At 63.9% G+C, this 23517-nt stretch carries 26 protein-coding genes; 6 read left to right on the top strand and 20 right to left on the bottom strand.

Going from position 1 to position 23517, the window contains the following annotated elements:
- The first annotated feature begins 497 nt into the window (after positions 1-497).
- Complete coding sequence (locus tag ABZ470_RS26590; protein WP_362914639.1) at positions 498-635, top strand: hypothetical protein; 138 nt, start codon at positions 498-500, stop codon at positions 633-635.
- Positions 636-683: 48 nt separating this feature from the next.
- Here ABZ470_RS26590 and ABZ470_RS26595 read toward each other — a convergent pair whose 3' ends face one another.
- On the bottom strand, positions 684-1178 hold the full coding sequence (locus ABZ470_RS26595) for a hypothetical protein (RefSeq protein WP_362914641.1): 495 nt from the start codon (positions 1176-1178) through the stop codon (positions 684-686).
- A gap of 67 nt (positions 1179-1245) precedes the next feature.
- The gene (locus ABZ470_RS26600) at positions 1246-1749 is read right to left on the bottom strand and encodes a hypothetical protein (protein ID WP_362914643.1); all 504 of its coding nucleotides are present in this window, start codon (positions 1747-1749) and stop codon (positions 1246-1248) included.
- A gap of 346 nt (positions 1750-2095) precedes the next feature.
- On the opposite strand from ABZ470_RS26600, the gene ABZ470_RS26605 reads away from it, so the two are divergent.
- Positions 2096-3523, top strand: coding sequence for a hypothetical protein (locus ABZ470_RS26605; protein WP_362914645.1), 1428 nt, complete (start codon positions 2096-2098; stop codon positions 3521-3523).
- A gap of 65 nt (positions 3524-3588) precedes the next feature.
- Here the strand turns inward: ABZ470_RS26605 and ABZ470_RS26610 are convergent, their stop codons facing one another.
- Complete coding sequence (locus ABZ470_RS26610) at positions 3589-3876, bottom strand: hypothetical protein (protein WP_362914647.1); 288 nt, start codon at positions 3874-3876, stop codon at positions 3589-3591.
- 146 nt (positions 3877-4022) lie between these two features.
- Here ABZ470_RS26610 and ABZ470_RS26615 point away from each other — a divergent pair, with 146 nt between their 5' ends.
- Positions 4023-5132: a Shedu anti-phage system protein SduA domain-containing protein gene (locus ABZ470_RS26615; RefSeq protein WP_362914649.1), complete on the top strand. Its 1110-nt coding sequence runs from the start codon at positions 4023-4025 to the stop codon at positions 5130-5132.
- Between the two features lie 76 nt (positions 5133-5208).
- On the opposite strand, the gene ABZ470_RS26620 is transcribed toward ABZ470_RS26615, so the two are convergent.
- Together ABZ470_RS26620 and ABZ470_RS26625 are read right to left on the bottom strand one after the other, a co-directional pair.
- Positions 5209-8340, bottom strand: a complete 3132-nt coding sequence (locus ABZ470_RS26620; RefSeq protein WP_362914651.1) for a DNA cytosine methyltransferase — start codon at positions 8338-8340, stop codon at positions 5209-5211.
- Positions 8334-8516, bottom strand: a complete 183-nt coding sequence (locus ABZ470_RS26625) for a hypothetical protein (RefSeq protein ID WP_362914653.1) — start codon at positions 8514-8516, stop codon at positions 8334-8336. Before ABZ470_RS26625 ends, ABZ470_RS26620 begins: the two co-directional genes overlap by 7 nt.
- A 489-nt stretch (positions 8517-9005) precedes the next feature.
- Between ABZ470_RS26625 and ABZ470_RS26630 the strand changes: the two genes are divergently transcribed.
- Positions 9006-10181, top strand: coding sequence for a PIN-like domain-containing protein (locus ABZ470_RS26630; protein WP_362914655.1), 1176 nt, complete (start codon positions 9006-9008; stop codon positions 10179-10181).
- A gap of 69 nt (positions 10182-10250) precedes the next feature.
- On the opposite strand, the gene ABZ470_RS26635 is transcribed toward ABZ470_RS26630, so the two are convergent.
- The 15 genes from ABZ470_RS26635 to ABZ470_RS26705 all read right to left on the bottom strand — a co-directional run bounded on the left by ABZ470_RS26635 (position 10251) and on the right by ABZ470_RS26705 (position 19584).
- On the bottom strand, positions 10251-11855 hold the full coding sequence (locus ABZ470_RS26635) for a DUF3560 domain-containing protein (protein WP_362914657.1): 1605 nt from the start codon (positions 11853-11855) through the stop codon (positions 10251-10253).
- Between the two features lie 58 nt (positions 11856-11913).
- Positions 11914-12153, bottom strand: coding sequence for a hypothetical protein (locus ABZ470_RS26640; protein ID WP_362914660.1), 240 nt, complete (start codon positions 12151-12153; stop codon positions 11914-11916).
- On the bottom strand, positions 12150-12752 hold the full coding sequence (locus ABZ470_RS26645; RefSeq protein WP_362914662.1) for an ArdC-like ssDNA-binding domain-containing protein: 603 nt from the start codon (positions 12750-12752) through the stop codon (positions 12150-12152). The genes ABZ470_RS26640 and ABZ470_RS26645 overlap by 4 nt, the downstream gene beginning before the upstream one ends.
- Positions 12753-12853: 101 nt before the next feature.
- On the bottom strand, positions 12854-13252 hold the full coding sequence (locus tag ABZ470_RS26650) for a hypothetical protein (protein ID WP_362914664.1): 399 nt from the start codon (positions 13250-13252) through the stop codon (positions 12854-12856).
- Between the two features lie 215 nt (positions 13253-13467).
- Positions 13468-13956: a hypothetical protein gene (locus tag ABZ470_RS26655; RefSeq protein ID WP_362914666.1), complete on the bottom strand. Its 489-nt coding sequence runs from the start codon at positions 13954-13956 to the stop codon at positions 13468-13470.
- Positions 13953-14348 (bottom strand): hypothetical protein, encoded by a 396-nt coding sequence (locus ABZ470_RS26660; protein ID WP_362914668.1) that lies wholly within the window; start codon positions 14346-14348, stop codon positions 13953-13955. Before ABZ470_RS26660 ends, ABZ470_RS26655 begins: the two co-directional genes overlap by 4 nt.
- 112 nt (positions 14349-14460) lie before the next feature.
- Positions 14461-14793, bottom strand: a complete 333-nt coding sequence (locus tag ABZ470_RS26665; protein ID WP_362914670.1) for a hypothetical protein — start codon at positions 14791-14793, stop codon at positions 14461-14463.
- A gap of 2 nt (positions 14794-14795) precedes the next feature.
- Positions 14796-15071 (bottom strand): hypothetical protein, encoded by a 276-nt coding sequence (locus tag ABZ470_RS26670; RefSeq protein ID WP_362914672.1) that lies wholly within the window; start codon positions 15069-15071, stop codon positions 14796-14798.
- Positions 15072-15083: 12 nt separating this feature from the next.
- Positions 15084-15338 (bottom strand): hypothetical protein, encoded by a 255-nt coding sequence (locus ABZ470_RS26675; RefSeq protein WP_362914674.1) that lies wholly within the window; start codon positions 15336-15338, stop codon positions 15084-15086.
- Positions 15331-15723 carry a hypothetical protein gene (locus ABZ470_RS26680; protein WP_362914676.1) on the bottom strand — a complete coding sequence of 131 codons (393 nt, stop codon included), beginning with the start codon at positions 15721-15723 and terminating at the stop codon, positions 15331-15333. Before ABZ470_RS26680 ends, ABZ470_RS26675 begins: the two co-directional genes overlap by 8 nt.
- A gap of 93 nt (positions 15724-15816) precedes the next feature.
- Positions 15817-16518, bottom strand: a complete 702-nt coding sequence (locus tag ABZ470_RS26685; RefSeq protein ID WP_362914678.1) for a hypothetical protein — start codon at positions 16516-16518, stop codon at positions 15817-15819.
- Positions 16519-16623: 105 nt separating this feature from the next.
- Positions 16624-17166, bottom strand: coding sequence for a hypothetical protein (locus ABZ470_RS26690; protein WP_362914680.1), 543 nt, complete (start codon positions 17164-17166; stop codon positions 16624-16626).
- Entirely contained in the window at positions 17163-17741 is a 579-nt protein-coding gene (locus ABZ470_RS26695; RefSeq protein WP_362914682.1) for a hypothetical protein, read from the bottom strand. The genes ABZ470_RS26690 and ABZ470_RS26695 overlap by 4 nt, the downstream gene beginning before the upstream one ends.
- Positions 17742-17818: 77 nt before the next feature.
- Positions 17819-18193, bottom strand: coding sequence for a hypothetical protein (locus tag ABZ470_RS26700; protein WP_362914684.1), 375 nt, complete (start codon positions 18191-18193; stop codon positions 17819-17821).
- 206 nt (positions 18194-18399) lie between these two features.
- The gene (locus tag ABZ470_RS26705) at positions 18400-19584 is read right to left on the bottom strand and encodes a hypothetical protein (RefSeq protein WP_362914686.1); all 1185 of its coding nucleotides are present in this window, start codon (positions 19582-19584) and stop codon (positions 18400-18402) included.
- Positions 19585-20222: 638 nt separating this feature from the next.
- Between ABZ470_RS26705 and ABZ470_RS26710 the strand changes: the two genes are divergently transcribed.
- Together ABZ470_RS26710 and ABZ470_RS26715 are read left to right on the top strand one after the other, a co-directional pair.
- Complete coding sequence (locus tag ABZ470_RS26710; protein WP_362914688.1) at positions 20223-21509, top strand: tyrosine-type recombinase/integrase; 1287 nt, start codon at positions 20223-20225, stop codon at positions 21507-21509.
- Positions 21510-21836: 327 nt separating this feature from the next.
- Complete coding sequence (locus ABZ470_RS26715) at positions 21837-23516, top strand: translation initiation factor IF-2 (RefSeq protein ID WP_362914690.1); 1680 nt, start codon at positions 21837-21839, stop codon at positions 23514-23516.
- Position 23517: the final 1 nt, after the last annotated feature.

A 23517-nucleotide genomic window follows, 5' to 3' on the forward strand; every position in this document is an offset into this window, starting at 1 on the left:
AGAAGCCCCGGCGTCACCATCAGCGACGCCGGGGCTTCCACATACGTCTGAGACACCGGAACGATCAGGGAACCCGTACGGTAAGAACGCACACCACACCACACGCCACCTACAGGAAGCCCTACATGGCGCACAACCGGAAGCCGCCACAACGCGCTCTGTTCGATGACCCCACACCTGAGCAGCAGCAGAAAGCGGAACCGCAATCAAGCCGTCGAACTGGGCCGCGCCGTGTTCGCGCCGTTCGATGGACAGAGCTCGTTCCCACGTCTATCTACCTGTACAGCGACCTCGATGACCGCCTCACTCAGACTCTTGCGGCTACCGGCATGGGGCTGCAAGAAGCATGGGAGGTGGCTATCAACCTCTACTGCGACACGTTGCAAATCCGTACTGAGTTCCCTGAGATCAACAAGGCCGACCTTTCGTTGCCACGCGACCCCAACCCTCCGCGAGTCGGGACACCGCACGAACGGCCCGTTGCTCCGATCACCTCAGTGCGGCTTAAGCGGACTACAAGGGCCCGGCTCGTAGCCGCGTGCAGGCAGGAACAGATGGGCGGCGCGGCCGCCCTCAACGACGCCATGGAGGCGTACCTCGACGAACTGGACTTGGAGGTCGGCAGCTCCGAGTAACGACGGAAACAAGGCTCATCGCTCAAGCCGCAACGAGTCATCGTTGCGCTAGTCATCGAGCGGAGTGTCATGCTCGCCTTTTCTACGCCGAGCTTCCTGTGAGGACTCGGCCACTTCGTGCAGCCCGCACGGACACTTGAGCCACCAGAAGTACCGGTCGATCTCGCGGATGAATGCTCCGTTCGACGAGTAGTTCTTGTGCCGCTCGGTGGTTTTCGTGATGGTCACCCGGTGAACGGGCTGCACGCCTTCCCTCCGGTGCGGGATCAAGTCGGGCCGCAGTTTGGCCAGCGTCTTGTACGCTTCGCGCCACTCCATGCGGAGCTGGGCGAGCCGGGCGTCATCGAGGAGCGCGATGTACTCCCAGCCGAGGTAGTCGTCTTGCCACTTCCGGTACTCCTCCAGCAGCAGCCGCGGCGGCTCCACTACATCGGCGCCGGCCAGCTCGACCAGGTCGCCGCTGGGCATCCGTACGAGGTAGTCGAAGAACGCGGGCTGGCTCCGGCGGATCACCTCCACAACGTGGCCGACCAGAGCGTACACGCGGCGAGGTTGCACGCGGTCCCCCGGCTCGTACGTCTTTGGCTTCGGCCGCCGGACTGGCTTGCGGCTAGGCACTGGCGGCTTCCTCGATGAGCGTTCGGGCCCACTCGTACGCCTCGTCCACGTCGATGCCATGGTTCTGGGCGACGATGAGGTCCACGAGGTCGTTGACTGCGCAGGCGGCGTCCCACGCGGAGACGACGCGTACGGCCTGGTCTTCGTCGGATTCGGCGACGAGTGCGGCGAAGCCGATCTCCTTGACTGCCTTGTTGGTGGCGTCCTGCAGCAGGGCACGCCTGCACTGGTCAAGCGGTTCGTGGCAGTGGAAGCACATCACGGACATCAGGAATCCCTTTCGGATCAGGGTGAGTTGTGCGGGTTCGGGAGCGAGTGCGGGGATGCGCGATGCGGCCTGGGCCGTGCACACGGGCGCGAGGCCGTACCGGCCGTCGTACGGGTCGTGCACCAGCTCGCACGAACCGATCAGCGACTGGGCTTCCTCAAGCAGCAGTTGCCACGTCCAGCGCAGAACGGACGGCAGGTGCTTGCCGGGGCCGTTGGTGAGGAGCATTCCGTCCGCAGAGATCGGTTTCGAAGGTGTACTCACTCGGGATCTGGCGGCTCTCAGCGTTCTGGACACCGGGTGTCTCCTGGAGCACCGAAGCCGAACGCGAAGGTGGCGCGGCGAAGTCGAGAGGCTCCGCGTCAACCTCACAGCTGCGAGCAAATTCGCGTAGTTCGCTGAACGCGCCCAGCGGGCGGCCACGATCAACCTGGGTATGCCTACTTTCCGCAGGATCGCCAGTCGAGTCGCCGTGGTGTCCAAAAGGGGCCATGATCAACCCATGGATCCGACAACGTAGTGACGGGAGAGAACTGAGATGGCTCCTCAGACGCCGGAGAACCTACCAGTCCCGATGCAGCCGCAGCGCTTGGCCGTCGCAGCTCGCGCAGACCTGGAGGCGTTCGAGAATCTAATGTTCCAGGTGCTGGATGCCTGGGGCTTGCCGACAGACAACATCATTGTCTCCGCCCGGCATCGAGAGATCCTCCTCCGCAACACCCCAGACATCATCGGCGAAGAACTCAGCGAAGAAGAGCGCGCGAAGTCGCCCTACCTGGCAAAGATGATCATGGCAGGGTCGGTCGGCCTATTCGACGCTGCCCTGAACTACCTCTGGAACGAGACCATCAACCGGCTGCGAGACCACGTTGTTGCTTTCGACGTCGCCTACTTCTTCGACCTGGCCGAATCCGACCCAGCTCGCCGCAAGAACCTGAAGTCCCGCGAGGACCTGGCCCAGCTTGACGACTTCAAGCTGCTGGAAGCCGCTAACAAGATCAAGTTGATCAGCGATGTTGGCTACAAGCAGCTTGTCCTCATCAACTACATGCGCAACCACGCCAGCGCCGCACACCCCAACATTGAGGAGCTGACCGGCCTCAAGCTCGCCGAGTGGCTGGAAACCTGTATCAAAGAGGTTTTCCAGATCAAGCCTCGCAACGTGGTCGCCGAGATCGGCAAGTTGCTCCATAACGTGAAGGCCAAGCGGCTGCCGGAGACCGAACTCAAGACGGCTGCGGCCTTCTTCGGAGGCCTACCGCAAGACCAAGTTGACAACCTAGCAGCCGGTTTGTTCGGCATCTATACCCCAGCTGACGCAACCCCCGATGTCCTGGACAACGTCCGCCTGCTCTGGCCTGATCTCTGGCCAGAAGTCAGCGAGGAAGCCCGCAACGACCTGGGCATCAAGCTCGCACGCTTCCGTGCCAACGCTGACCTCGACCGAGCAACACGAGCCAGGGAATTGCTGGACCTCGTCGACGGGGCGGCCTACCTGCCCGAACCTGAGCGCGTTGTCGAGATCCAGCTCGCCATCGACGATCTTCGACGCGCCCACGAAGCACCTCGGAATAACTTTTACGAGGAGCCGCCCGCCGCACAACGGCTAAAGGACGTGGTCGGCCGCTACGGCGACATCCCTGATCAGCTTGCTTTCAACTACGTCGGTAACCTCGTCAACGTTTTCCTCACCAACTCCTACGGAGTGGCTTGGAACGCCGAACCCATCTACATCGAACTCATCGGCCGGTTCAATAGCCTTCAGGCCGGTCTGGCACTGCGCTCATTCATGATCAAAAATATTCGACTCAAGCTCACGGACCAGCTGCCGAGAGCCAAGTGGCTTGACCTGCTCAATCTGATTTCCCCGAAACTGACCAGCCGCAGCGACCGGAGCTTCCTCGAAACCGTCCGTGCTTTCAAGGGGACGCCCGACCAACTCGCCTCCGCCCCCAAGATCAGGACAGCAGCCACAGACTGGCTGAACCGCACCAAAGCCTGACCCCCGCGATCTCACAGGAAGAACCTCCCTCCAGTTCAGAGAAGTATCCCAACCACCAGATACGGTCAAGGTACGGGTATGAGCGGTTGATGCTGGCGGCCGTTGCCGACGACGTCGGGCGCGGTCGCGAACAAGCAGCGATCAGCTACCGGCGCGCGTTCCCCCAGCCAGTCCATGTACGCCTCGTCACCGATGTACGAGTTGTCGAAGATCCCGGAGTCGGCGGCCCACCAGCCGTCCTCGGGCACGCGGTTGCCCGAGGACGGGGTGAGGATGGCGCCGAGCCTGCGTGCGTGAATGTGCTCCCGGATCCGGTCGGTGGACGGCGGCGCCAGGTACAGCAGCGCGTGCATTAGCCGCAACCAGCCGCGGCGTCGAACAAACTCGGCTGCCGGACCTTCTTGTGACGACGGACCAGACCGGCCTCATACCGGCGGCGAAGCTCCGCGAGCGTCAACGGGTGCTTCACTGCCAACCACTTTCGGAGGAAGATACTGACGTGGATCGTTTAAGCCTCTGGGATGAAGCGCGCACCTGGCGCGTCCCACTGATTACCTTCATTGGAGATCACGAGAGTGTTGATGACTCGATCAGGCGTATAGAGGACGCCCTGGAGGAGGATAGCGACAAGGTTTTCCTCGATGTGCTTAAGACGGCTAAAGAGCTTGTGTTTGACGTGAAAGCCGATGGGGCGATTACCCTCACGCCAGTGAGCTGGATTTTGGACTTAAACACTCAACAGCAAGCACTTATGGCCATCTATACTCAAGAGTGTGATGAGAGCGAGGCTAAGGGCAGAATCATGAGCGCCATGCTCTTTGATGTTCCCGTCATCCCCAACCGACCGGAGGTATCTGATGTATTAGAAGTTTTAGTCGGGGAGGTATTGAATACCGGATTTACTGTTTTAAATAACGACGGATCTTCTATGCATTTAAGGCCTCGTGCGATAGCTCGCTTCGACAGGGGCAATGACCAGCCTCGTATTCGATCGCTTGTGCAACCCGCCGAAGTCGTACACCTCGTAAACGCTTTAGATCAAGAGCGTCGTCAGAACGAGCGCGCGAAAAGCATCTTGGCCTCACTGGATCGAGCAATTCTCGACTTGCAGAGCCTCTTGGCAGCATCCGAGCGCAATGAGCATGACCTGCAGCGCTGCTTAAGTCGATACCCGATCTTCTTCGGCCCGAGCTATCGTCGAGTAATTCCTAAACATCGACTCGGATCCGAATATGAGCTTGACTATGCACTCGAACTACTCGACGGCAGCATAGACGTGGTTGAGATAGAGGCTAGCACTCACCGCTTGTACGGTCTCAAGGGGGATCCTACTTCTGCCCTGGTACATGCGGAACAGCAAGTACTCGACTGGCTCGCCTGGCTTGACGAGCACTCACCGTACGCTCGCGCCAATCTGCCAGGCGTTCGGCGCGCAACTGGCATTGTGGTGATTGGCCGCCGGACCACTCTTACAGAGCGCGATGTTCAGCGGCTAGCATGGCGGAACGATACATTCGGCGGCCGCTTGGTCGTTCTAACGTTTGACGATTTGTTAGAACGCGCTCGGTCTCTACGCCGCTTTCTCAGGGAAGAAGTAGGATCAGATTAGTTAATGGCGATTGTTGTGCGCGAATTTCGCCGCAGGATGACGCGGGGTGACTAAAAGCGGTACCGTAATCAGCAACTCAAGCTGCGAGGTCGTGCTCGAAGCGGGACAGCTCGATGCCCAGGAACGCCTCGATAAGGGCGCAGGTCAGGATCTCGGCCATGGGCGGCGGGACCGCGTTGCCGATGAGCTTGACTTTGTCGCGGGCGGTGTCAGCGACGAACACGTACCCGTCCGGGAACGACTGGGCGCGTTGAAGCTCCGGGATCCGGAGCATGCGGAACAGGATGGACGACACGTCGATCTGGCCGTCCGGCGTGAGCAACGCCCACCGGTCCCGGGTTGGGATCGTCCCCAGAGGCTCGTCCGTGCTCTGCGTGCGCCCGTTGCCGTAGTACGCCATGAGCAGCGTTTCGGGCATGGACAGGCCGGGCGGCGCGGTGACGAGCGACTGGTGTCCAGTTGTGGTGACGGTGCGCATGTGCTCGCTGGTCGGTGTGACGTGCTCACGCCCGTCGCCCTTGGAGCCGTTGTTCCGCATGAGAAGCGCTGACGGCGGCTGCCAGCCGGGAGGGACGCCAAGCCCGTGGTGGAAGCCACCGGCCGTGACCGCGTGCGCGGGGTCCTCGAACGCGGGCCTTGACTTGAACTCGTCGCCGCCGCCGCGGAACGGGAACATCAGCGGCAGCATGCCCTCCTCGAGGGCAGGTGCGGTGGGGAGCCCGTGGTTGGAGCCGTTTGAGACGAGGGCGGTCAGCGGGTCCGTGGTCGGGTTGGTGTTGCGCGGCTGGCCCGATCGCATGAGCGATAGGGACGAGGGGAACACGCCTGGTTGTGCGTTCGGAGGGAAGGCGATGCCGTCCTCGTTCCGGGTGGTACTGGTCCGCTTCGGCATGCTGACCAGCCGTGCTACCTTGCCGTCTCGGCCTTCGCATGGCACGACCAGCGCGTTCGCCTCCCGTGTGGTGAGCGCGGGGATCGGCTCGTCCACTCCCCTCGGCCCGTCGTTCCATGTGCCGCCCGCGGGCGTGATGAACGGTTTGATCCAGTGTTCCTCGACCCCGGCGCGGATGCGGGCGATCGTCTTGGGTGCCAGCCCCTCGGGTTTCTTTTTCGTCTTCTTCCTGCTCCCGATGGGGGTTCCGAGGTCGGTCCAGTCGATCGTGTACGCGGCCGGCAGCACGGGCGGTTCGATGAGTTGCCCTTGGCAGGCGACCTCGGGGCATACCCATACGTACTGGCCGTTCTTGATGCCGTAGACGCCCATGTCCGCGCCGCGCTTCTTCCATGCGCGGACGGCCTGTACCCATCCGCCGTGGCGGGGGCAGAAGGCGTACGGGTCGACCCACTTGCGGTAGTTCGGCGTGCGGCCCACGGATTCGTGGATGCCGGAGATGAGCATCCGGTCGCGGGACTGCGGGGTCGGCAGCGTGGTGCGTCCCTGCACGTGGGCGGCGTTGACGGCGTGGATCTGGATGATGTAGCCGAGCTTCCGCAGCTCGCGGATCCACCGGTCCCAGTGGGCCCACAACCTCGCCTGGACGACGTTCTCTACGCCGAACCCGAGCACCGGCCGCCCGTAGCGTTCCTGGCAGTGGCGCAGGTAGGTGACTACCTCCTCCATCAGCGCGCGGCTTCTGATGCGGGTCTTCTGGTGCTCGGTCAGGTTGTCCAGGTCGTCGGCCCAGAGGGCCATCTGGTTTTCCTTGTCGAAGTACCGCGTCTCGCCCGAGGCTGTGGAGAACGCCGGGCAGTTGTGGACGGTGATGCCGTCCGCGACGTAGGACTCGTCGTCGGCGACGTGGATGTTGTAGACCAACTCCAGGCGCCGCGTGCTGGCCGGGTGGTGGGTGTTCGACCAGCGGTGGCCTTCGGCTTGGGCGTACTGGAAGCGCTGCGGCCCGGCCTTCACCCAAGACACGGTCCACGTCGGCCGCTCGTTGACGGCCCTTCCGTCGATGACGCGCTGCCGCTTGCGGGCGGGCTGGTAGCCGAGGTTGGCGACGTGTCCGAGCGAGTTGGCCAGCATCCGGATGCCGATCGCCAGCTTCTTGGACACGGTAGACGCCCTGGTGTACTTCGCGTCGGTGGTGCCGTCCGCCGACAGGTAGCCGTCGAGCAGCGCTTCACGCCACACCCGCGGCATGGTCATCGCCCACGCTGGGATGGTCTTGCCGTAGGCGTGCTGGCCGAAGTGCTCGGCCATCCACTCGACCAGGCCCCGGTGTGAGGCGACGAGTCGGGCGGCGGTCTTGGTCCGGCCCCGGTTCCAGGTCAGCTCGTCGAGGTTGTCGAGCCGCTGGGCCAGCTCCTCCACCTCGTGGTAGCCGCACGTAATGGCCAGCTCGTACCGTCCGTGATGCGGGTTGCGGCGCACGCTGGCTCGCCTGCAGCGGTCCGAGCAGAACAGCCGGACACGGCCCGTGGTGCTCTTGCCGTGCTCCCGCGTCTTCCCACCGCACATGACGCACGGCGACCCAGCCGGTTGAGAGCGTCGGCGCGGGTTGGGGTCGAGCTTGGTCGATCGCTTGGCTCGCAGCCAGCCGTCGCCAACCCACCGGCCGACCATCCACCAGAACTCCGGCGTGAACTTCATCCCGCACCCGCCGACCTCCGGCACCGGCAGCGCGTCACCGAAGTCGGTCGGGGTCGCCCAGCAGATGCCCGGTCCGAGGTCCTTCGCTTCGGTCCATTCGGACTCGTCGGCAACGGAGTATCGATAAGTGCGGGCCTCGTTGTCCCATACTCGGGTGCGCTTCCGCGTGTAGAAAGGGTGCTCAGCGGTGGTTTCGATGCCCTGATGGAAGCCCTTCCCGGACACGACGACGGTCGGAGCGAGCTTGCGCATGGTGCCGGTAACCGGACGCCAGCGGCGCTGGTGGGTGAACACCTCGTCTCCTTCGCGAACCTCCTCGATCGGCACAAGGCCGCGACGGGTGAGGATGAGCGTGCCCGCGACGAAGCACGCCGGGCTCGCCCAGAAGAAGCTGGCGTATGGGAACTTATCGATCGCGTCGGCCGCCTGGACATCGCCGAGCCAAAAGTCCACGTCGGGGTGGTTCTCGACGTACGTCCACTTTGCGGGCTTGGCGTGATTGGCGGCGAATCTGATCCTGGTACCGGGGACGGCGGCGATCCCGGTCCCGGAGCCGCCACCGCCCGCGAACATCTCGACAACGTCGAGGTCGTCGGGAAAGAGCCGGTTCAGCATCCGGGCTCCCTGCGAGACGACTCCTCGGCGGCCCGCACGACGCGGACCCGCGCGACTGCCTTGGCCAGCTCGCCCTCCTCGGGGAGCGGGACGCGGATCGTCTCCAGGAACTGGTAGACGATGCCGCCGGTGGCCGTGACGACCGCCTCGTAGCGGCCGGGGAACGACCAGAACACGGACGCGGCCCGGACAGCTCGACTCGCCTTGACAGGCGCCAACGCTGAGTGATTTTGGGCAGGGGGTACTGCAGAGTGGCGGTTCATCTGTGGTATTGCCTTTCGCAGATAGCGAGGGTTTAGAACGAGAGCTGGGCAGGCCAATCAGCTCAGCTAGAGCCAGATCCCCATTGGGGGCATGGTTCTCATGGTCGCTTCGGCAACCAAAGCGACTATGACCTGCTCAAATACTGGGGTCATCATCAGGCGCTCGACGTGCGTGGTCGTCGTTGTGGGACCTCGTGATCGGACTGGGCTAGGTTGTGTAACACGAACTGGCCCAGGATGGGGCACTAGAGCCTAAGCTGGTGCATCGTGAGCGATCGACTAGGTGACGCAGCCACTCCGGATTCCGCATCGCAAGCGGATGAGAGAGCATCGTTACGGACTCTCTTCCCTGGGTACTTTCGGCCCTCTAGTGACCAACTCTCCGTCTTCATGAAGCGCGGGATGATCGCCTTCGATACCAACGCCCTCTTCGACGCCTATCGATTGAACGGCGATGCTCGTCGAGAGTTTTTAAGCGCTCTCCAACTGGTGGGCAATCGACTGTGGATTCCACACCAAGTCGGCCTGGAGTTTGTGCGCGGCCGCTTAGGCGTTGTACAGGAGTGCGTTAACGCTGCCGACGAAATAAGCCAAGCGGTCGAGCGATCAGTAAAGCCAATACTGCGGGAGTTGGGAAAGCGTCGCGGCCTTCAACAAAAGGCGACAAAAGATCTCGAAGAGATCATGGATCAGGCCGTGACAAATATCAAGAATGCGGTATCTGCTCTTTACCAGTTCGACGTCCCGCCTCACGCACATCCAGACGAGGACCCGATATTTCTACAACTGGATACTTTAATGGAGGGAAAGATCGGATCGCCGCCGCCTTCTCAGAGCATACCCACCATAGAGAAGGAAGGGTTACGTAGGATCGCAAATAAAATTCCCCCTGGATACAAGGACAAACATAAGGATGATCCGCACGCTCTAGGCGATTACATACTGTGGGAGCAGATTATTCTTGAGGCCACGAAGCGCCAGCTTCCTGTTTTGTTTGTCACACGGGACGCAAAAGAAGACTGGGTCTGGAGAGAAAACGGCCGAACCCAGGGGCCACGTGTAGAGCTAGTCGAGGAAATGGCTGTCCGGACAGGTCAGCCTTTTTACCTGATCGACGTTACCTCCTTCCTTCGACATGCCGCGACATACCTCAGCGCAAAAATCAGCAGAGCAACTCTAGAGCAAGCGGATAATCTCTCGGCATCGAATCATTATAACGGATTTGCGATGCGCGTCTTCACGGGGAAAACTAAACTAGGCAAGTGGGCGCGCCATCGGCTTGCCGAGCTGATTTCCGATAGGCAGATGACAATCAGCACCGCCACAACCATGGTGTTAGCCGAATGGATTACAAGAGCCTCAAAAACCCCCTCCTCCCCCGAGCAAGTTCTGGACGATATTAGGCAAGTTCTAAACATACCGCCTTCTCGAAAGAGCGAAAGGATCCTCGAAGCTGCTCAGCGAGCAATGGTAGAGGCAGATCTTAGAGGGCGTGAGTTTGAGTTTGCCGAGGAACTGCTCATACTCCTAAACGGCGACAGACCGCAGACGGAGACTGAGGGCCCTGACGGTTTGTGATTTATTACAGTCTTCCGGAAATGGCCCCCGCCCCTGGCTCAGAGCGACGGGGGCGCGCAAGGTCGGCGGCTACTGCTCGGCGGGAATGACCACGACGACCGTGCTTGCACCGGTCGCAGGAGCGAACGAGTTCTCGGGCAGTTCCTCGAACCAGCCGCTGCGCTCCTCGACCAGGGAGCGGAACCGTTCGACTGCCTTAAACTTCTGGTGCAGCACCCCGGCGGCCATCACCGCGACGAGACGACCGCCGGGCTTCAGGAAGCCGAGTGCGTGAGTGACGTGCGCGAGGTCCTTCCCACCGGAGAACGGCGGGTTCATTACGACCCTGTCGTAGGCGGCCTGTTCCATCCGCTCCAGGTCAAGGAAGTCCGTGCGGTGCACGCTGTTCACGCCGGGGACGCGCTCGACGAGGACGTTCGCTAGACCGTTGTCGAGTTCTACACAGTCCACGACCGCTCCCAGTTCGACGGCCGCCAGGGCGATGTTGCCGGTGCCTGCTGAGGGTTCGAGGACGCTCATGCCGGACTCAATCCCGGCCAGTTCCATGAGTTTGTCCACCACGGCGGGCGGGGACACGAACGCTTCCCGGTCCCGTCCCACGCGCACGTCGAGGGTCCTCCGTCTGGCCGCCTCCAGCTGGTCGGTGTCGAGTTTCGGTACTAGGACCTTCGGCGCCGCCAGCCGGGCACGGGCGGGTTCCTTGTGCGCGACGATCGCAAGCTCGCCACCGTGCGGGCACTCGACCTTCAGGACGTCGGTGTACTTCACCTTCGGCGTCCAGTGGTTCCGAAAACCGAGCTCGACGGTGGTGGGGTTGGTTTTGAGGGCGAGCCCGTTGTACCCCCAGGCCCACACGCGGTCGCCAGGGTGGATGTTGTGTTTGCCCCACTCGACGAACTCGCCTTCGTCTGTAGCGGCGACGAGCTGCTGCCGGTCGTAGGCGAGCTGATTTTCGATGTGCTCCTTCTGCGCGAGGAGCTGTTCGCGGTACTCGCCGGTCGCGGGCTCATGCTTCTCGATGTAGTACGGTGTGCCGTCGTGCTTCAGGTGCCTACGTGTGTAGCCGTCGAGGTTGCGCTGTACCCGCCGTAGGTCCGACTCCAGCCTCTTGATCCGGCGGGCGGTGACGCGCGGCCGCGCGGAGTAGGTGGCTTGGCTACCGACCGCGTTTGCGCGGCGGGCGGCGTCCTGCGCGGCCTCGTCCTCCTCGATGCTCTTGCGCATGGCGGTGTCCATGCGCTTTTGGTCGCGCCGCGCGCCACGTTCGGAAGGGTGTCCGATGAGGATGGGCTGCCCGCCTGCGAATCGCTCCGAGATCTGGTTAGCGCGGTCGGCGGCGGCCGCGGCGTGGCCGGCGTGGCGCGCTGCTTTCGCCGCGAGAGCGTCGCGCCGGTCGTCCAGCCGATCGGCTTGATCGGCGAGGACTCGGGCGCGGTCGCGCGGGGTGTCGTCTATCTCGACGACGACCTCGAACCCGGCGTTCCGCAAGGCCTCGGCGGCGCCGTTGATCTTCCAGCGCTTGGCCACCTGGTCCCGAGACTGGCGGATTCCGATCGTCTTGATGGACGGGAAGAAGTGGAAGCCGTGCTTGCGCAGGATCTCCCATGCGCCGTCGCCCTTGACGGTGCCGTCCACGAGGGTGCCATCCTCGTGGTTGTGCGTGATCGTAATCAAAATGCCTCACTCATGGAGAGGCGCAGGGCAGCCACCCGCCGCCCTGCGCCGGGGGTGGTTACTGCTGGGGGCCGTGCTCGCAGTCGTGGAGCAGGTGGGTGTCCATCGCGACGTCGAGCAGCGCGCTGTAGGTCTTGCTGCTTTCCCACGCGGTACTGACCCGCTCGCGACACAGCGGGCAGTTGACCTGGAGCTTCCGCCCCTGTCCGTCCCTGGCGGGAAGGTCGTAGTAGCCGTGTCGGCGAGCGTTGCGGGCGATCTGGCGGCGGCCCCTCCTCGTCGTCGGGTCCGAGGTCACTTCTCGCCGCCTTCGTCCTCGTCGGTGTCCTTGAGCTGGCTCTGCATCAGCTCGATGACGAGTTCTCGGGGCGGTTTGCCGCCGGGCCGGGGCGCGAACACGACGCAGTCCGATGGGCACTGCGTGGTGTGGTCGTCGGGGCCAGTTGGGGTGGTGCCGCAGTGCGGGCACCGTTCGCCCGGTACGGTCTGGGCGATGTCAAATGTGCCGCGCTTCACGTAGTAACGTGGGCCGCGCTTCGTGCTCTGCCAGCCCTCCTCGGTGAGCTTCTTCTCCTCGGCCTGCTCCTCGTCGGTCTTCTTCCGACCGATGTGACGCCACGTGCCGAGAGACTTCTCTCCCTTGGCGACGCACCGCCCCTGCGTGAGCCAGTAGTCGAAGCCGCCGCACCAGGTGAGCGGGCGGCGCTGCGCGGCGAGCAACGCGACGTTCTGCAGGGAGTAGCCGGGGTCGTCGCTGGCGGGGTCGTACTTCCAGCCGACGCTCGCCGCGATGTCGCGGAACTGCTCCAGTTCGGCCGGGTCGGAGAGGCAGAGCACGGCGTAGGCGTGAAGGGCCTCGGTCGCCGCGGTACGGCTGGCGGTGTCGCGGTCTTTCATGGCCTGCGTGACGCTGCGGCGCCTTCGGGGCTTCTTTGTGGCGGTCGCCATTTTGGCGTTCTCCCAGTTCAGATAGTTAATTGCGGTAGCGCTATTAGCTTTTAGGAGTGGATGATCTCGTAGGCGTCAGGAATCGATACGGCGCGGTTGCACGTCAGGCACTCGAAGCCGTCGTTCTCGAAGCTGCTGTCGCCGAGGTGCGCGGCGATCACGCCGTTCTCCGAGAGGTACAGGACGTTCTCCCGGCTCGCCACGTCCAGCTCAACGATGTTGTCGGTGGCACGGCAGTCGAGCCAGGGGCAGACAAGCGTGCCGTTTTCGATGAGAACCTCGGGCTCGTTACCTTCGTCACCCTCGTCGGCTCCGCTGTCGAGCGTTGCCTCACAGCACTTGGAAACGATCGTGCCTCGTGAGTCGCCACGGGTGATGATGCGCGAGCAGGTGCCGCAGGATGGGCATGGACGCCGTTCCACCTGAGAGTCGTTGGGGTCGCGGGGCATTGATTTCTCCTTAATTGCGGTACTGCCGTCGGGCGGGGCTGCGAGCGATTACAGCCGGACCCAGGTTCCGGCGCGCGGGACCAGGTGCCAGATGGTGTTGGTCGTCTCATGGCGGGCCTTGATCAGGCCGCCGTTCTCGCGAACGCGCAACACGATGTACAAGCCGTCCTGTCCTTTGACGACGCCTTCGACTTTGACGGGCATGGAGGGTGGGGTCACTGCTGCGTCTCCGACTCGACGGGGAGGCCGTACTGGGCGTCGGGAGGACCGAGGATCACCGTCACCCCGAGTGTGGCGGCGCGGGCGAGTGCGGCCGGCCCGTCTGCTGCCCACTCTCGGACCCGCCACCGGCCTCGGCTTTGGTCGCACAAGGCGTACTTGCCGTGTTTCTGCAGGAGTTCGCCGTGTGTGCCGTATGCGATCGGCCCCATAGGCCGGTAGCGCGGGGTGCCGTCCGGAAGGGTCACCTTATGCTGCGCGTGTGGTTGGCAGAAGCTGCAGGGCCATACGTTCACACAGTCGAAAATGACCTGGTAAGTGCCGGTCACCTTGCTCGTCTCGGTGATGCCTTTGAGCTTCGGGCAGCCGGGAACGTGGAAGTCCTTTCCGTGACGGCCCGGCGCGAGGATGTAGGTGTGCTCGTCGTCCGGGGTCTGGTAAATGCGGTGATTCAGCAGCGCGATCGGTCGGCGGATGAGCTTCACTTCGTCCGCTTTCCCTCGGCGCGGACGTGCGTGGTGTAGGGCTCCCCTGCGCTGCCGTCGTCGTAGCGGACAACGAGCCTGACCGTTGTCTCGTCAGGGACGATGTCCTCCACCACGCCGGGCTTGTCGCCGACGACAACCCGCTGACCGCAGCGGAACGCCGCCATCTGCTCCCGGTGGCTCTGCAGGTATCGGCTCACGGAGGAAAGCGGAAGGACGGCCGGGTGGGAGTGACCAGGTCGCTTGATGGCGGCCGCGAACGCTTTCTCTACCTGAATCGCGACGTAGATCGTCCAGTCGTCGCGGGCCAACGTCAGTTCAATGGTGCCGTCGTTGCCGACCTGGTCAGTCTTGACGGCCCATCCGCGCAATTGCGCCTTTGCGGTAATCACGGTGCGGTTGGTAGCTGGGCTGACGGAAGGTCGAATTCTCATCATTGATCACCCTCGTTGAGGTGGTTGTGAGTGGCCTGGCCACGACGTTGACCAGGTGATGTGTGGTGGTTCATCTGTGAGCCGCGAAGTACTCCTCGAACATCAAGGTCGCCTCCGCGTCCGCCCGATCGGCTGCGACTCTGTTCCGAGCGGCTGCCAGCTTGAAATGCTCGTGTGCGGCCGCCCACGTCACCTCCATGTCCTCTTCAGCCTGGGCGGCGACGAAGCCCGCTTCCTCGTAACTAGGCGGGTCGCCGTACAACACGGACTGCTGGGGCTGGCCGTTCTCGAGGGCGGCGCGCGACTGGTCAAGGGCCCTTTGCATGGGCAGGATGGTGCGGACGATCCGGAGGTAAGCGTCGGCGTCTCGGTCGCCGGTCGCTACCAGGACGTCCCGAATCACCGTCACTTCGTCCAGCCGTGCTCGGGTAGGCAGTTGAGCAGGTCGATGATTTCGGACGCACCACCGCCCTCCCTCTTGGTTCTGTTCGGCACCCAGGTAAGGGAGATCCGCAGAGATCGCCCCTTGTCGGCGGAGACATCGAGGGCTCCGAGGTACAGGCCGCGGCTGAGCCGAAGCTGGTAGACGCGACGGTACGGTTCTGCGGGGACGTCTACGGTGAAGCCGTCCCGGCGGAGTCGGGTAATGATCTGGGCGGCGGTCCGGTTCGGTTGGAACACGGGTGGCTCCTTTCAGTGCTGAAGTTCCAGAGGAAGTTCGACGATGGGGATGCGCTGGACGTAGGCGCCCGCACCCCAGTTGCGGACGGTGTTCCAGGCGTGTGCCCGCGCCCATTCGCAGGGCACAGGACGCCGGTTATTCGGGTCGCGCTCGGGAGGTGCGCAGGTGAGGCAGGAGCGGCCGGTCACGTAGACGTTGCCGCCACCGTTCGAACTGACCGCCATGTAGGCGTAGCCGCGCTCGCGGTCGAGGTTGTCGTTAAACATCAGTGGCTCCCGGCCGCAGCTCCGACAGTGACCGGATGTAGCCGAGTGCCTGATCCGTCGTCCACCGCGTGACGCGCCTCAATCGGACGACCCCCGACAGGTGATACGTCAGCGCCCACCAGTCGGTGTCCGTCGTCTCCGGGTCGGCAAGGACTTCCGTCATGCAGATATCCATTACGGCGCGGGCCATCTCGTCGCCGCCAGTGGCGGCGAGGCTTGGCACGTAGACGATCTCGCCGCAAATGGTGTGACGGTATGCCCAGTACCCCATTGGGGCGGTTGCCTGGTCGGCTTCCTCCCACACGGGACTGTTCTCCAGGTGGAGGAAAGCCTTGTGCGGCGGGGCGTCCAGGTTGAGGAACTTGCGGGTGGTGATGGCGGACATTCCTTGGTTCTTTCTCAAAGGGGAGTGGCCCGCCCCGCGGGGTGGGCTATCGGATTTTGATTGCGATACCGCTATTAGCTGGCGGTGTTGTGATTAGGTCCAGTTGATGGAGCAGTCGTAGTGGTGGCCTTCCGGGGGTGCTCCCTTAGGCGCCGAGCAGTCTCCGCATTCGTCGTCGATCTCCATGGGGAATGCCTTGGCGACGTCTTGGGATGAGTCCTCTTCCAGGTCGATGTATCGGTAGTCCACGATCACGCCGGGGCAGCCGACACCGGCGCACCAGTAGAGGTCGTTCCAGTCGGGATGGTCGGGCTCGACGAGTGCGCCGCCGGGCAAGCAGGGGTGGAAACCGGCGTACGACGGGGTGTTGCCGCACAGGCAGGTGATGTCGCCCCACTCGTCTACTGTCACGATGCCGCTCGGCGGGGCCTCTCCGCGCACGCGGATGGGCTGGATGGTCCTTGGGCTTTCTCCGCCGCGTTGGTGAGAGGGGTAGGCGATGATCCCTTCGTACGCGCGATGACGCCCCTCTATGCACTGTGGGGCGTCACAGGTCACGGTCGTGTACGGTCCGTCACAGTCGTATTCGATCACACGCGGTCGAGCGCGACACCAAGAGCAGGCAGGCACCCGTTCGACCCTGAGCGGCAACGCGGTGATAGCGAGCGGCAGGCCCGCGAGACGGGCCGGACGCAAGGACCGGATCACCTGGAGGTCTTCAGTGATGATTGGCCCGATCTGGCTGCCTGGTATGGCCACCTGGTAACGGCGGATGCTGATGTCGATGTACTTCATTGGTCCTTCAGGGTTGGAAGCCGATAGGCTCGGGTTTAGGCCCTTTCGGGCCAGGCTTTGTGGTGTTGGGATGGCCGGGCCTGTGGCGGGTCCGGCCATCAGCCTTCAGGAGCGCAGGACACGCAATGCCTGCGGGTTGATCGCCTCGACCCAGACGCCTGCAGGTAGCGGGATCGACGGGCAGTCGCATCCTTCGTCGTATCCGCCCCAGCAGGCGAGGAACGTCCAGTCGGGCATGTTGTCCCAGACGATGACGCGGCCGGCCTCGCCGTCCCAGTCCGACGGCATGACCTTCGGCCAGTAGTCGCGGTCAGCGTTGAAGTGCTTTCCGATCGCGTCGGCGATCTGCTGCGTGATCTCGTCGGTGACTTCGACGATGGTGTTCGTCTGGTAGCCCGTGCGGGTGGCCATCATCGCGTCGGCTATCGAGATGTGAGAGTCCATCGCTAGGTAGATCGCCTCGTCAGCCATCCCTCGGCCCCAGCTTTCCTCGGCCAGGACCTTGATCAGGGCTTCACGTACGTCGCCGTAGGCGCCACCGTGCTGGGCAGCCAGTCGTTGGTTGTCGGCTCGGTCGAGCAGTCTCAGCGTCTCCAGGAGGTATTCGGCGATGCTCCGGGTGCTGGCGTCTTGGGTCGTTGTGATCACAGCTGACCGTCCACGTGCGCGACGGCCTCGGTGATGCACTTGCCGGTCTCCAGCGCGTAATTGATGGACTCGACTGCCAGCGTGCGGTTCACGGACTGGGTTCTGAGCAGCGTCACCAGCGCCTCACGGATCGAGAGGTAGGTGGGCCCGAAGTGCGGGCCGGACTCTACCTTGAGCGTGGCCGCCTTACGCAAGCCGTTGAGCAGGTGGTCGGCGAGTTCGACCGGCGGTGCAGGCGGTTCGACCAGCGTGTCCGGTTCACCGTGCGAGGTGATGACGTACCGGATGACTCTCATCTGGTCGTGGCCGACCAGGTCGTCGAACGTCGCGGTTTCGTGTGGGTATGGGGTGGCTCCGGTCTCGGTTTCGTACTCGCTGGACAGGTCGTCGTAGTAGAAGCCCGCCGTGTTGAACACACTGACTGTCTTCTGTTCGATCTGAGGCGGGGAGGCGTTCGGCCCGGTCAGCATTCGCGCGATCGTGTGGAGCATCTGGGTCGTGGTGCCGCCTGCGTCGCGGACCTCCGTGGCGGCCACTAGTAGTTCGCCGCAGGTGCCGGTGGTGAGAGTGTCCATGTTGTTCTCCTCAGGTGTGAAGAGGCCCCGCGATCGTGGCGGTCGCGGGGCTTAATCAGTTGATGTCGGCACCGCTATTAGCGGAGCTGGGGCGGTGTCGGCCGTTCGCGGAAGTCGATGGGGACGCAGAACTCGTCCTCGAACTCTCCGACGTGGGCGACGATGTCCGCGAGGAGTTCAGCCTGGTGCTTCGGCGCCAGGTCTTCGTAGGAGAATCCTTCGCCGCTGGTGTTGTAAGTGCCGTCCCAACGTTTGGCGATCCAGAAGGTGGCAGCGCTTGTGATCAGTTCAGTCTCGACGGTGATGGCGTGGTCCCAATTGCCGTCGTATTCGGTGTGTAGTTGCCAGGCGGCTGCGCTGTAGACGATGCCGTCCATCGTGGATGTGAGGGTGGCGTTTTCTTCCCATGCGGCCCGCGCGATGCAGTATGGGGCGGGAATGGTGGCGGTCACGGTTTCCTTTGTGGCGTTTCGGCTGGTCATCAGCGGTTTCGTGTGGTGCTTGGAATTCCAAGTTAACACATTTAGGAGACGTATAAATACAATCAGGGAACCGGTGGCCACTCCAATTGGTCACGATTTGATTAACGTCTCAGACGCAATCTGAGACGCTCAAAGCTCTAAGCACATCCAGATACCACGCGCACCACAAAATCGTCTCAGCGTCGATCTGATTCGCGCAGAGCAGTATCTGCGCATGCCCCATCGCCTTCGACGCCGCCTTTACGGAATAAATCGGATTTGTCGTTTTGTCGGTCCGGCGGTCTCTGCCGTTCACGACGTGCCCGCTCTACCGCCCGTGCCCGCGATAACCGGCGACGCATCAACTCCGCATCGACCTCTTGGACGGGAGCTGACTCCTCGACGAGCATCGGCTGCGCCGAGACCGCCGCTTGCGCGGCCTGGTCAATCCGCTCCCACCGAGAGCGCTCCACCACTCGGCGAGGCTGCGCAGAACCCTTCTCCCGCATAACCCGCGCGGCCGCCGGAGAGGCCTGCGCCAACATTTCCCGCGCCTTCCGGGCCCGGTCAACGTACGCTGCACCCGTCCCTCCGGCACGTTGTGCATTCCTCTTCTCCGACTGCGCGCGTGCAGCCCGTTGCTCGGCGCGAAGCTGCTCGGCCGCGAGCTTGAGCCGCTGCAACTTTCCGGGCAGAGGCCGGCCGTGCTCGTCCAGCCAAGCTGACAGCCGGAAGCGCACCCACCCGGGAACATTGCGGATCTGGTCGCGGCTCGTCCAGGTGTAGGTCCATGCGGTCCCGTCCGGCTTGTGATCCAAGGCGTGAAGCACATCGCTCGCGGTCCACTCGGCAGCGACAAAGGTCTTGATCAGGTAACGGATGTACCACGGTGTCAGCCGCTGCAGCGTGCTGCTTGCGTCGTAGAGCTTCTGGGCGACCTGAAGAGCGTGCTTGCGGGTCCCTGGCGTAGCGGTGGGCTCGCCGGTCGTTGAGATTCGTTTCCCCTGGCGGCGCGAAGATGATCTTCCCTCGCGCGTGTGCGTAGGACCTTCATTGACTCTCTTAGGGAGAGTCAATGAAGGGGGTTCACTTGTCGTTTTGTCGGTGTCCGGAGCGTGTTCGTCCAGCTCCAAAGGGATACAGAGCACCCACACCGCCGCCCGGTTCCCCATGCCGTCGTCGTCGAGCCCGCACCGGGTGCCCCTGCGGAACCGGACAGTGGTGCCTTCCTCCACGACACCGAGGAAGCCGCGTTCACGCAACCATCTGATCCAGCGCTTCACGGTGGACAACGCCAGGTCGAGGTCGTCAGCGATGCGCTGCTCGGTCGGGCGGGTGGTCATCGTTGTCCAGTCGGCCCAGGCAGCCAGCTTGGCCGCCACCTCTGTCAGGTTCCTATAGGCGTGGCACCGGAGCGCAAGGACATCGGAGTGTTCCTTGACAGCGCGTAGGAATGCACGTTGAGAGGTGGCGCGGCGCATGCCCTTGGGAACAGCCGACAGAACCACCGTGCGGAATGGGATCAGGGAAAGCTGAGAGGCGTTCCGCCGTGGAGCCGCCCAGGTGTTCGGGCGTGCTGGGGCGAACGCTTGGCAAGGTGGTATCTTCGGCTCCAAGCATCTAGGGGCACCAACCCGATCGGTTCGTCTGGCGACCAACCTGGAACCGGTCAGGGGTGCGGTGTCACTGGCCATGTGGCTCAGGCGCTCTCCGCTTCGCGGGGGGCGCCTTTCTTTTTGTCCGGCCGGGCGGCTCCTGAGGGGCGGGCGTCCCGGGCGCAGACTCTCGCCGCGCCCCGGAAATCTCATGTGGTACAAATAATACAACTTAGTGAACTTTTTGATCTAAGTGCACCATAGCGTGCAGCTCGCGCGAACGCGAGAGGCACTAACAAGATCAACACGGTGCGAGAGGCGAGTTGCACGGAGAGCGATTCGCAGAAGGTTGCACTCCTGCTACCAGGCGAAATGCCAGACAAAGCAACCCGCCACGCGCCGGTCAACCCCTCAGGAGAAGCACGATGGCCCGCGTCAAGGACCTGTGGTTCAAGACCGTGAAGGACCCAGACGGCAAGACGAGACGGGAAAAGACCGCACGCCACGGGAAGGGGAAGCGCTGGTTAGCTGTCTGGACCAACCCCGAAGGGCGGGAACAGACGCAGGCGTTCACGAAGAAAGTCGATGCCGAGAACCACGGCTCGAGGATGGACGCCGACAAGACGCGAGGTAACTACATCGACCCCAACGGTGCCAAGAAACGTCTGATCGCCCTTGCCGAGGGCACCGAGGGCGGTGAAGAAGGCTGGCTGAAGTCGCTGGTCGCGGACCCCTCCACACGGCAGATCTACGGCGGGTATTGGCGGGTGCACATTAAGCCACGGTTCGGACATCGCGAGATTGGCTCTATCCTGCCCAGCGAGATCCGCGCCTGGATCAAGCACCTCGAAACCAAGCTGTCGAAAACTACCATTCGCAATGTTCTCAGGCTCTTCGAACAGATTCTTCAGAGCGCCGTAGACGACGACCTGATCGCCAAGAACCCATGCGCGTCGAAGAGCATTAAGCGACCTAAGGTCGAGCCACGCCAAGTCGTGCCGTGGACCACGGAACGTGTGCTCGCAGTACACGCCGCGCTGCCGGAACGATACGCCATCATGGCGCTCTTGGGCGCCGGATGTGGCCTGAGGAAGGGCGAAATCCTCGGCCTCAGCGAAGACGCGGTGGACTTTGACAAGGCCGTCGTCCACGTACGGCAGCAGGTGAAGTTGGTCCGCTCAAGGCCGCTGTTCGCCCTGCCCAAGCACGACCGCATACGGGCAGTCCCCCTACCGGCATCTATCGCCGAGGCGCTGAAGAAGTACCAGATTCAGTTTCCAGCTCGCGAGGTGACCCTTCCCTGGGAGGAGCTAGACGGGAAACCTCGCACATTGCGACTGATCATTACTGGCCGTAACTCCAACGCGCTGCGCGGCTGCACCATCAGCGACAAGGTCTGGAGGCCTGCTCTCGTCCGCGCGGGCGTAGTCACCCAGGAGCAGGTCGACGAGCGGACACCTGGGCGTCCCAACCAGGCCATCCGCCAGCATGGTATGCATGCGCTACGGCACTACTTCGCCAGCATGCTGCTTGACGCCGGTGTGTCCGTCAAGGCGCTGGCCGAGTACCTTGGGCACTCGGACCCGGGATACACGCTGCGGACGTACACGCACCTGATGTCCGGCAGTGAGAATCGAGCCGAGAAGGTGATCAACGCAGCGTTCCACCGCGAGATCCTGGGGACTGGAACAGAACCGGAACGGAGCCTATGACGATCGGGAAAACCGCAGGTCAAAGCACTACATAGAACACATCTTGTTCATTCGTTCCCCTGAACGGTACGGACGAGGCGATGGGCGTCCGATCTCCCACGCAGACGGTACTTCCCCCCTTCCTCGGCCACATATCCGGGCGCTCCGGAACCGCGGTTCTTTTCCCTGCCATTCATATGGCGCCGGGAAGCGTGTTCACGGAAAAGGGGAAACCGCTTGGCGGCGGGAACTCTTCTCGTTTCCGGCGCCGAAGGATCAGGCGGTATGGTACATGCTCGTTGAAAATCACTGCTGGCCCGAGTGTCTGGATTACCCGGTCGGAGGATCGTGAGCGGCGAGGACCGGCCGTGGGCGGGGGATTCTCCGGCGGGCACCTGGGGCACCGTCCGCACCCGCCGCAGCGTCCTGGCCGTGGCCAGGAACATGACCTCGGCGGGCCGGCTGCTCGACGTGCTGCCCATGTTCGGCTCCGACCTGCGCGTCCGGACGCTGTTCACGACCGTCGAGGGGTCGGCCTTCGACGACGGGCTCGACGTCTACCTGCGGGCGGCGGGGGCGAGGACCATCCCGTGGGCGCAGGCGGTGGCGACGCGGTTCGACCTGGCGCTGTCCGCCAGCGCCAACGGGGACCTGCACCGGATCGACGCCCCGCTGCTGCTGATGCCCCACGGCGCCGGTCACAACCGCCTGCTGCGCACCGGGAACGGCTACGGCCCCGAGGTCTCGGGCCTGGCGCGCAGCCAGCTGGTCCGCGACGGCCGGGTGGTGCCCGCCGCGATCGCCCTGTCCCACCAGGAGCAGCTGGGACGCCTGGCGCGCTACTGCCCCGAGGCCGTGACCGTCGCCACGGTCACCGGGGACCCGTCCTTCGACCGGCTGGTCGCGCACCTGCCGCGCAGGAGGCGTTACCGGCGCGCGCTCGGCGTTCCCGACGGTCTCAGGCTGGTGCTGGTCAGCTCGACCTGGGGTGAGCACTCCCTGTACGGGGCCAACGGCGACGTGTTGCCCCGTCTGCTGGCCGAGCTTCCCCTCGACGAGTACCGCGTGGCGCTTGTGACGCATCCGAACATCCCGCTCCACCACGGCGAGCTGCAGTTACGGCTGTGGCTGGCGCGTGAGCGGAGCGCGGGCCTGACGGTGATCCCCCCGGAACGGGGGTGGCAGGCGGCGCTGATCGCCTCGGACGTGGTCGTCGGCGACCACGGGTCGGTCACCTTCTACGGGGCGGCGCTCGGGCGGCCGGTGCTGCTGGCCTCCTCGGGGCGGGAGGCGCAGGAGCTCGACCCGTCCTCCCCGACCGCCGAGCTGTGCGGGGTCCTGCCCCGGCTCGACCGGCGCCGTGGTCTGCTCGAACAGGTGGAGGAGGCCCTCTCCGCGCACGTGCCCGGGGCCTACGACCGCGTGACGGGCCGTACGCTGGGAAACCTCGGCCGCGCGGGCGAGTCGCTGCGCGAGGTGGCCTACCGGCTCATGGACCTCGCCCATCCGCCCGGTTCCGCGCCGGGGGTGCCGTTCGCCGAGCCGTACGGGGCGCAGCCGGCTCCGGCCTCGTTCCTGGTGGAGACGTGGGCCGGCGAGGACGGGGCCGTGACGATGCGGCGTTTCCCGGCGGCCGTCACCCGCCCCCTCGACGGCGAGCCACGCGAGACGCACCTCACCGTGGACGCCGAGGAGCTGAACCGGCGGCTGCTGGAGAGCGCGGCCGTCATCGTGCACCGCGACGGCTCACCGGAGTGGGCGCGGGAGGCCGTACGGCGCCACCCGGGCTGCGCGCTGGCCGCCGCGGTCGTCGACGGGCGCCGGGTCCACGTCGTCCTGCGGCGTGACGGGCGGGAGTTCGTCCTCGGCCTGCCGGAGACCTCCCAGGTGACGGACCTCTCGTGCCTGCCCTCCGCGCTGTACGGCTGGCTGGTCTCCGAGCGCCGCGCCGGGGAGCCGCCGTCCGTGTTGCGGCTACGGCTCGGAGCCGTCGAGGGTCGCGTCGAGGTCACCCCCGTCCGGCCGTGAG

Origin of the sequence: Streptosporangium sp. NPDC020072 (assembly GCF_040631445.1) — a bacterium.
Lineage (GTDB): Bacteria > Actinomycetota > Actinomycetes > Streptosporangiales > Streptosporangiaceae > Streptosporangium.

What these genes read in the sequence shown, in the direction of transcription:
- ABZ470_RS26600 (WP_362914643.1), bottom strand. Translation starts at nt 1,749, where the DNA reads ATGCTCCTCACCAACGGCCCCGGCAAGCACCTGCCGTCCGTTCTGCGC.
- ABZ470_RS26605 (WP_362914645.1), top strand. Translation starts at nt 2,096, where the DNA reads ATGCAGCCGCAGCGCTTGGCCGTCGCAGCTCGCGCAGACCTGGAGGCG.
- ABZ470_RS26610 (WP_362914647.1), bottom strand. Translation starts at nt 3,876, where the DNA reads ATGCACGCGCTGCTGTACCTGGCGCCGCCGTCCACCGACCGGATCCGG.
- ABZ470_RS26620 (WP_362914651.1), bottom strand. Translation starts at nt 8,340, where the DNA reads ATGCTGAACCGGCTCTTTCCCGACGACCTCGACGTTGTCGAGATGTTC.
- ABZ470_RS26630 (WP_362914655.1), top strand. Translation starts at nt 9,006, where the DNA reads ATGATCGCCTTCGATACCAACGCCCTCTTCGACGCCTATCGATTGAAC.
- ABZ470_RS26645 (WP_362914662.1), bottom strand. Translation starts at nt 12,752, where the DNA reads ATGAAAGACCGCGACACCGCCAGCCGTACCGCGGCGACCGAGGCCCTT.
- ABZ470_RS26650 (WP_362914664.1), bottom strand. Translation starts at nt 13,252, where the DNA reads ATGCCCCGCGACCCCAACGACTCTCAGGTGGAACGGCGTCCATGCCCA.
- ABZ470_RS26675 (WP_362914674.1), bottom strand. Translation starts at nt 15,338, where the DNA reads ATGTTTAACGACAACCTCGACCGCGAGCGCGGCTACGCCTACATGGCG.
- ABZ470_RS26680 (WP_362914676.1), bottom strand. Translation starts at nt 15,723, where the DNA reads ATGTCCGCCATCACCACCCGCAAGTTCCTCAACCTGGACGCCCCGCCG.
- ABZ470_RS26685 (WP_362914678.1), bottom strand. Translation starts at nt 16,518, where the DNA reads ATGAAGTACATCGACATCAGCATCCGCCGTTACCAGGTGGCCATACCA.
- ABZ470_RS26695 (WP_362914682.1), bottom strand. Translation starts at nt 17,741, where the DNA reads ATGGACACTCTCACCACCGGCACCTGCGGCGAACTACTAGTGGCCGCC.
- ABZ470_RS26710 (WP_362914688.1), top strand. Translation starts at nt 20,223, where the DNA reads ATGGCCCGCGTCAAGGACCTGTGGTTCAAGACCGTGAAGGACCCAGAC.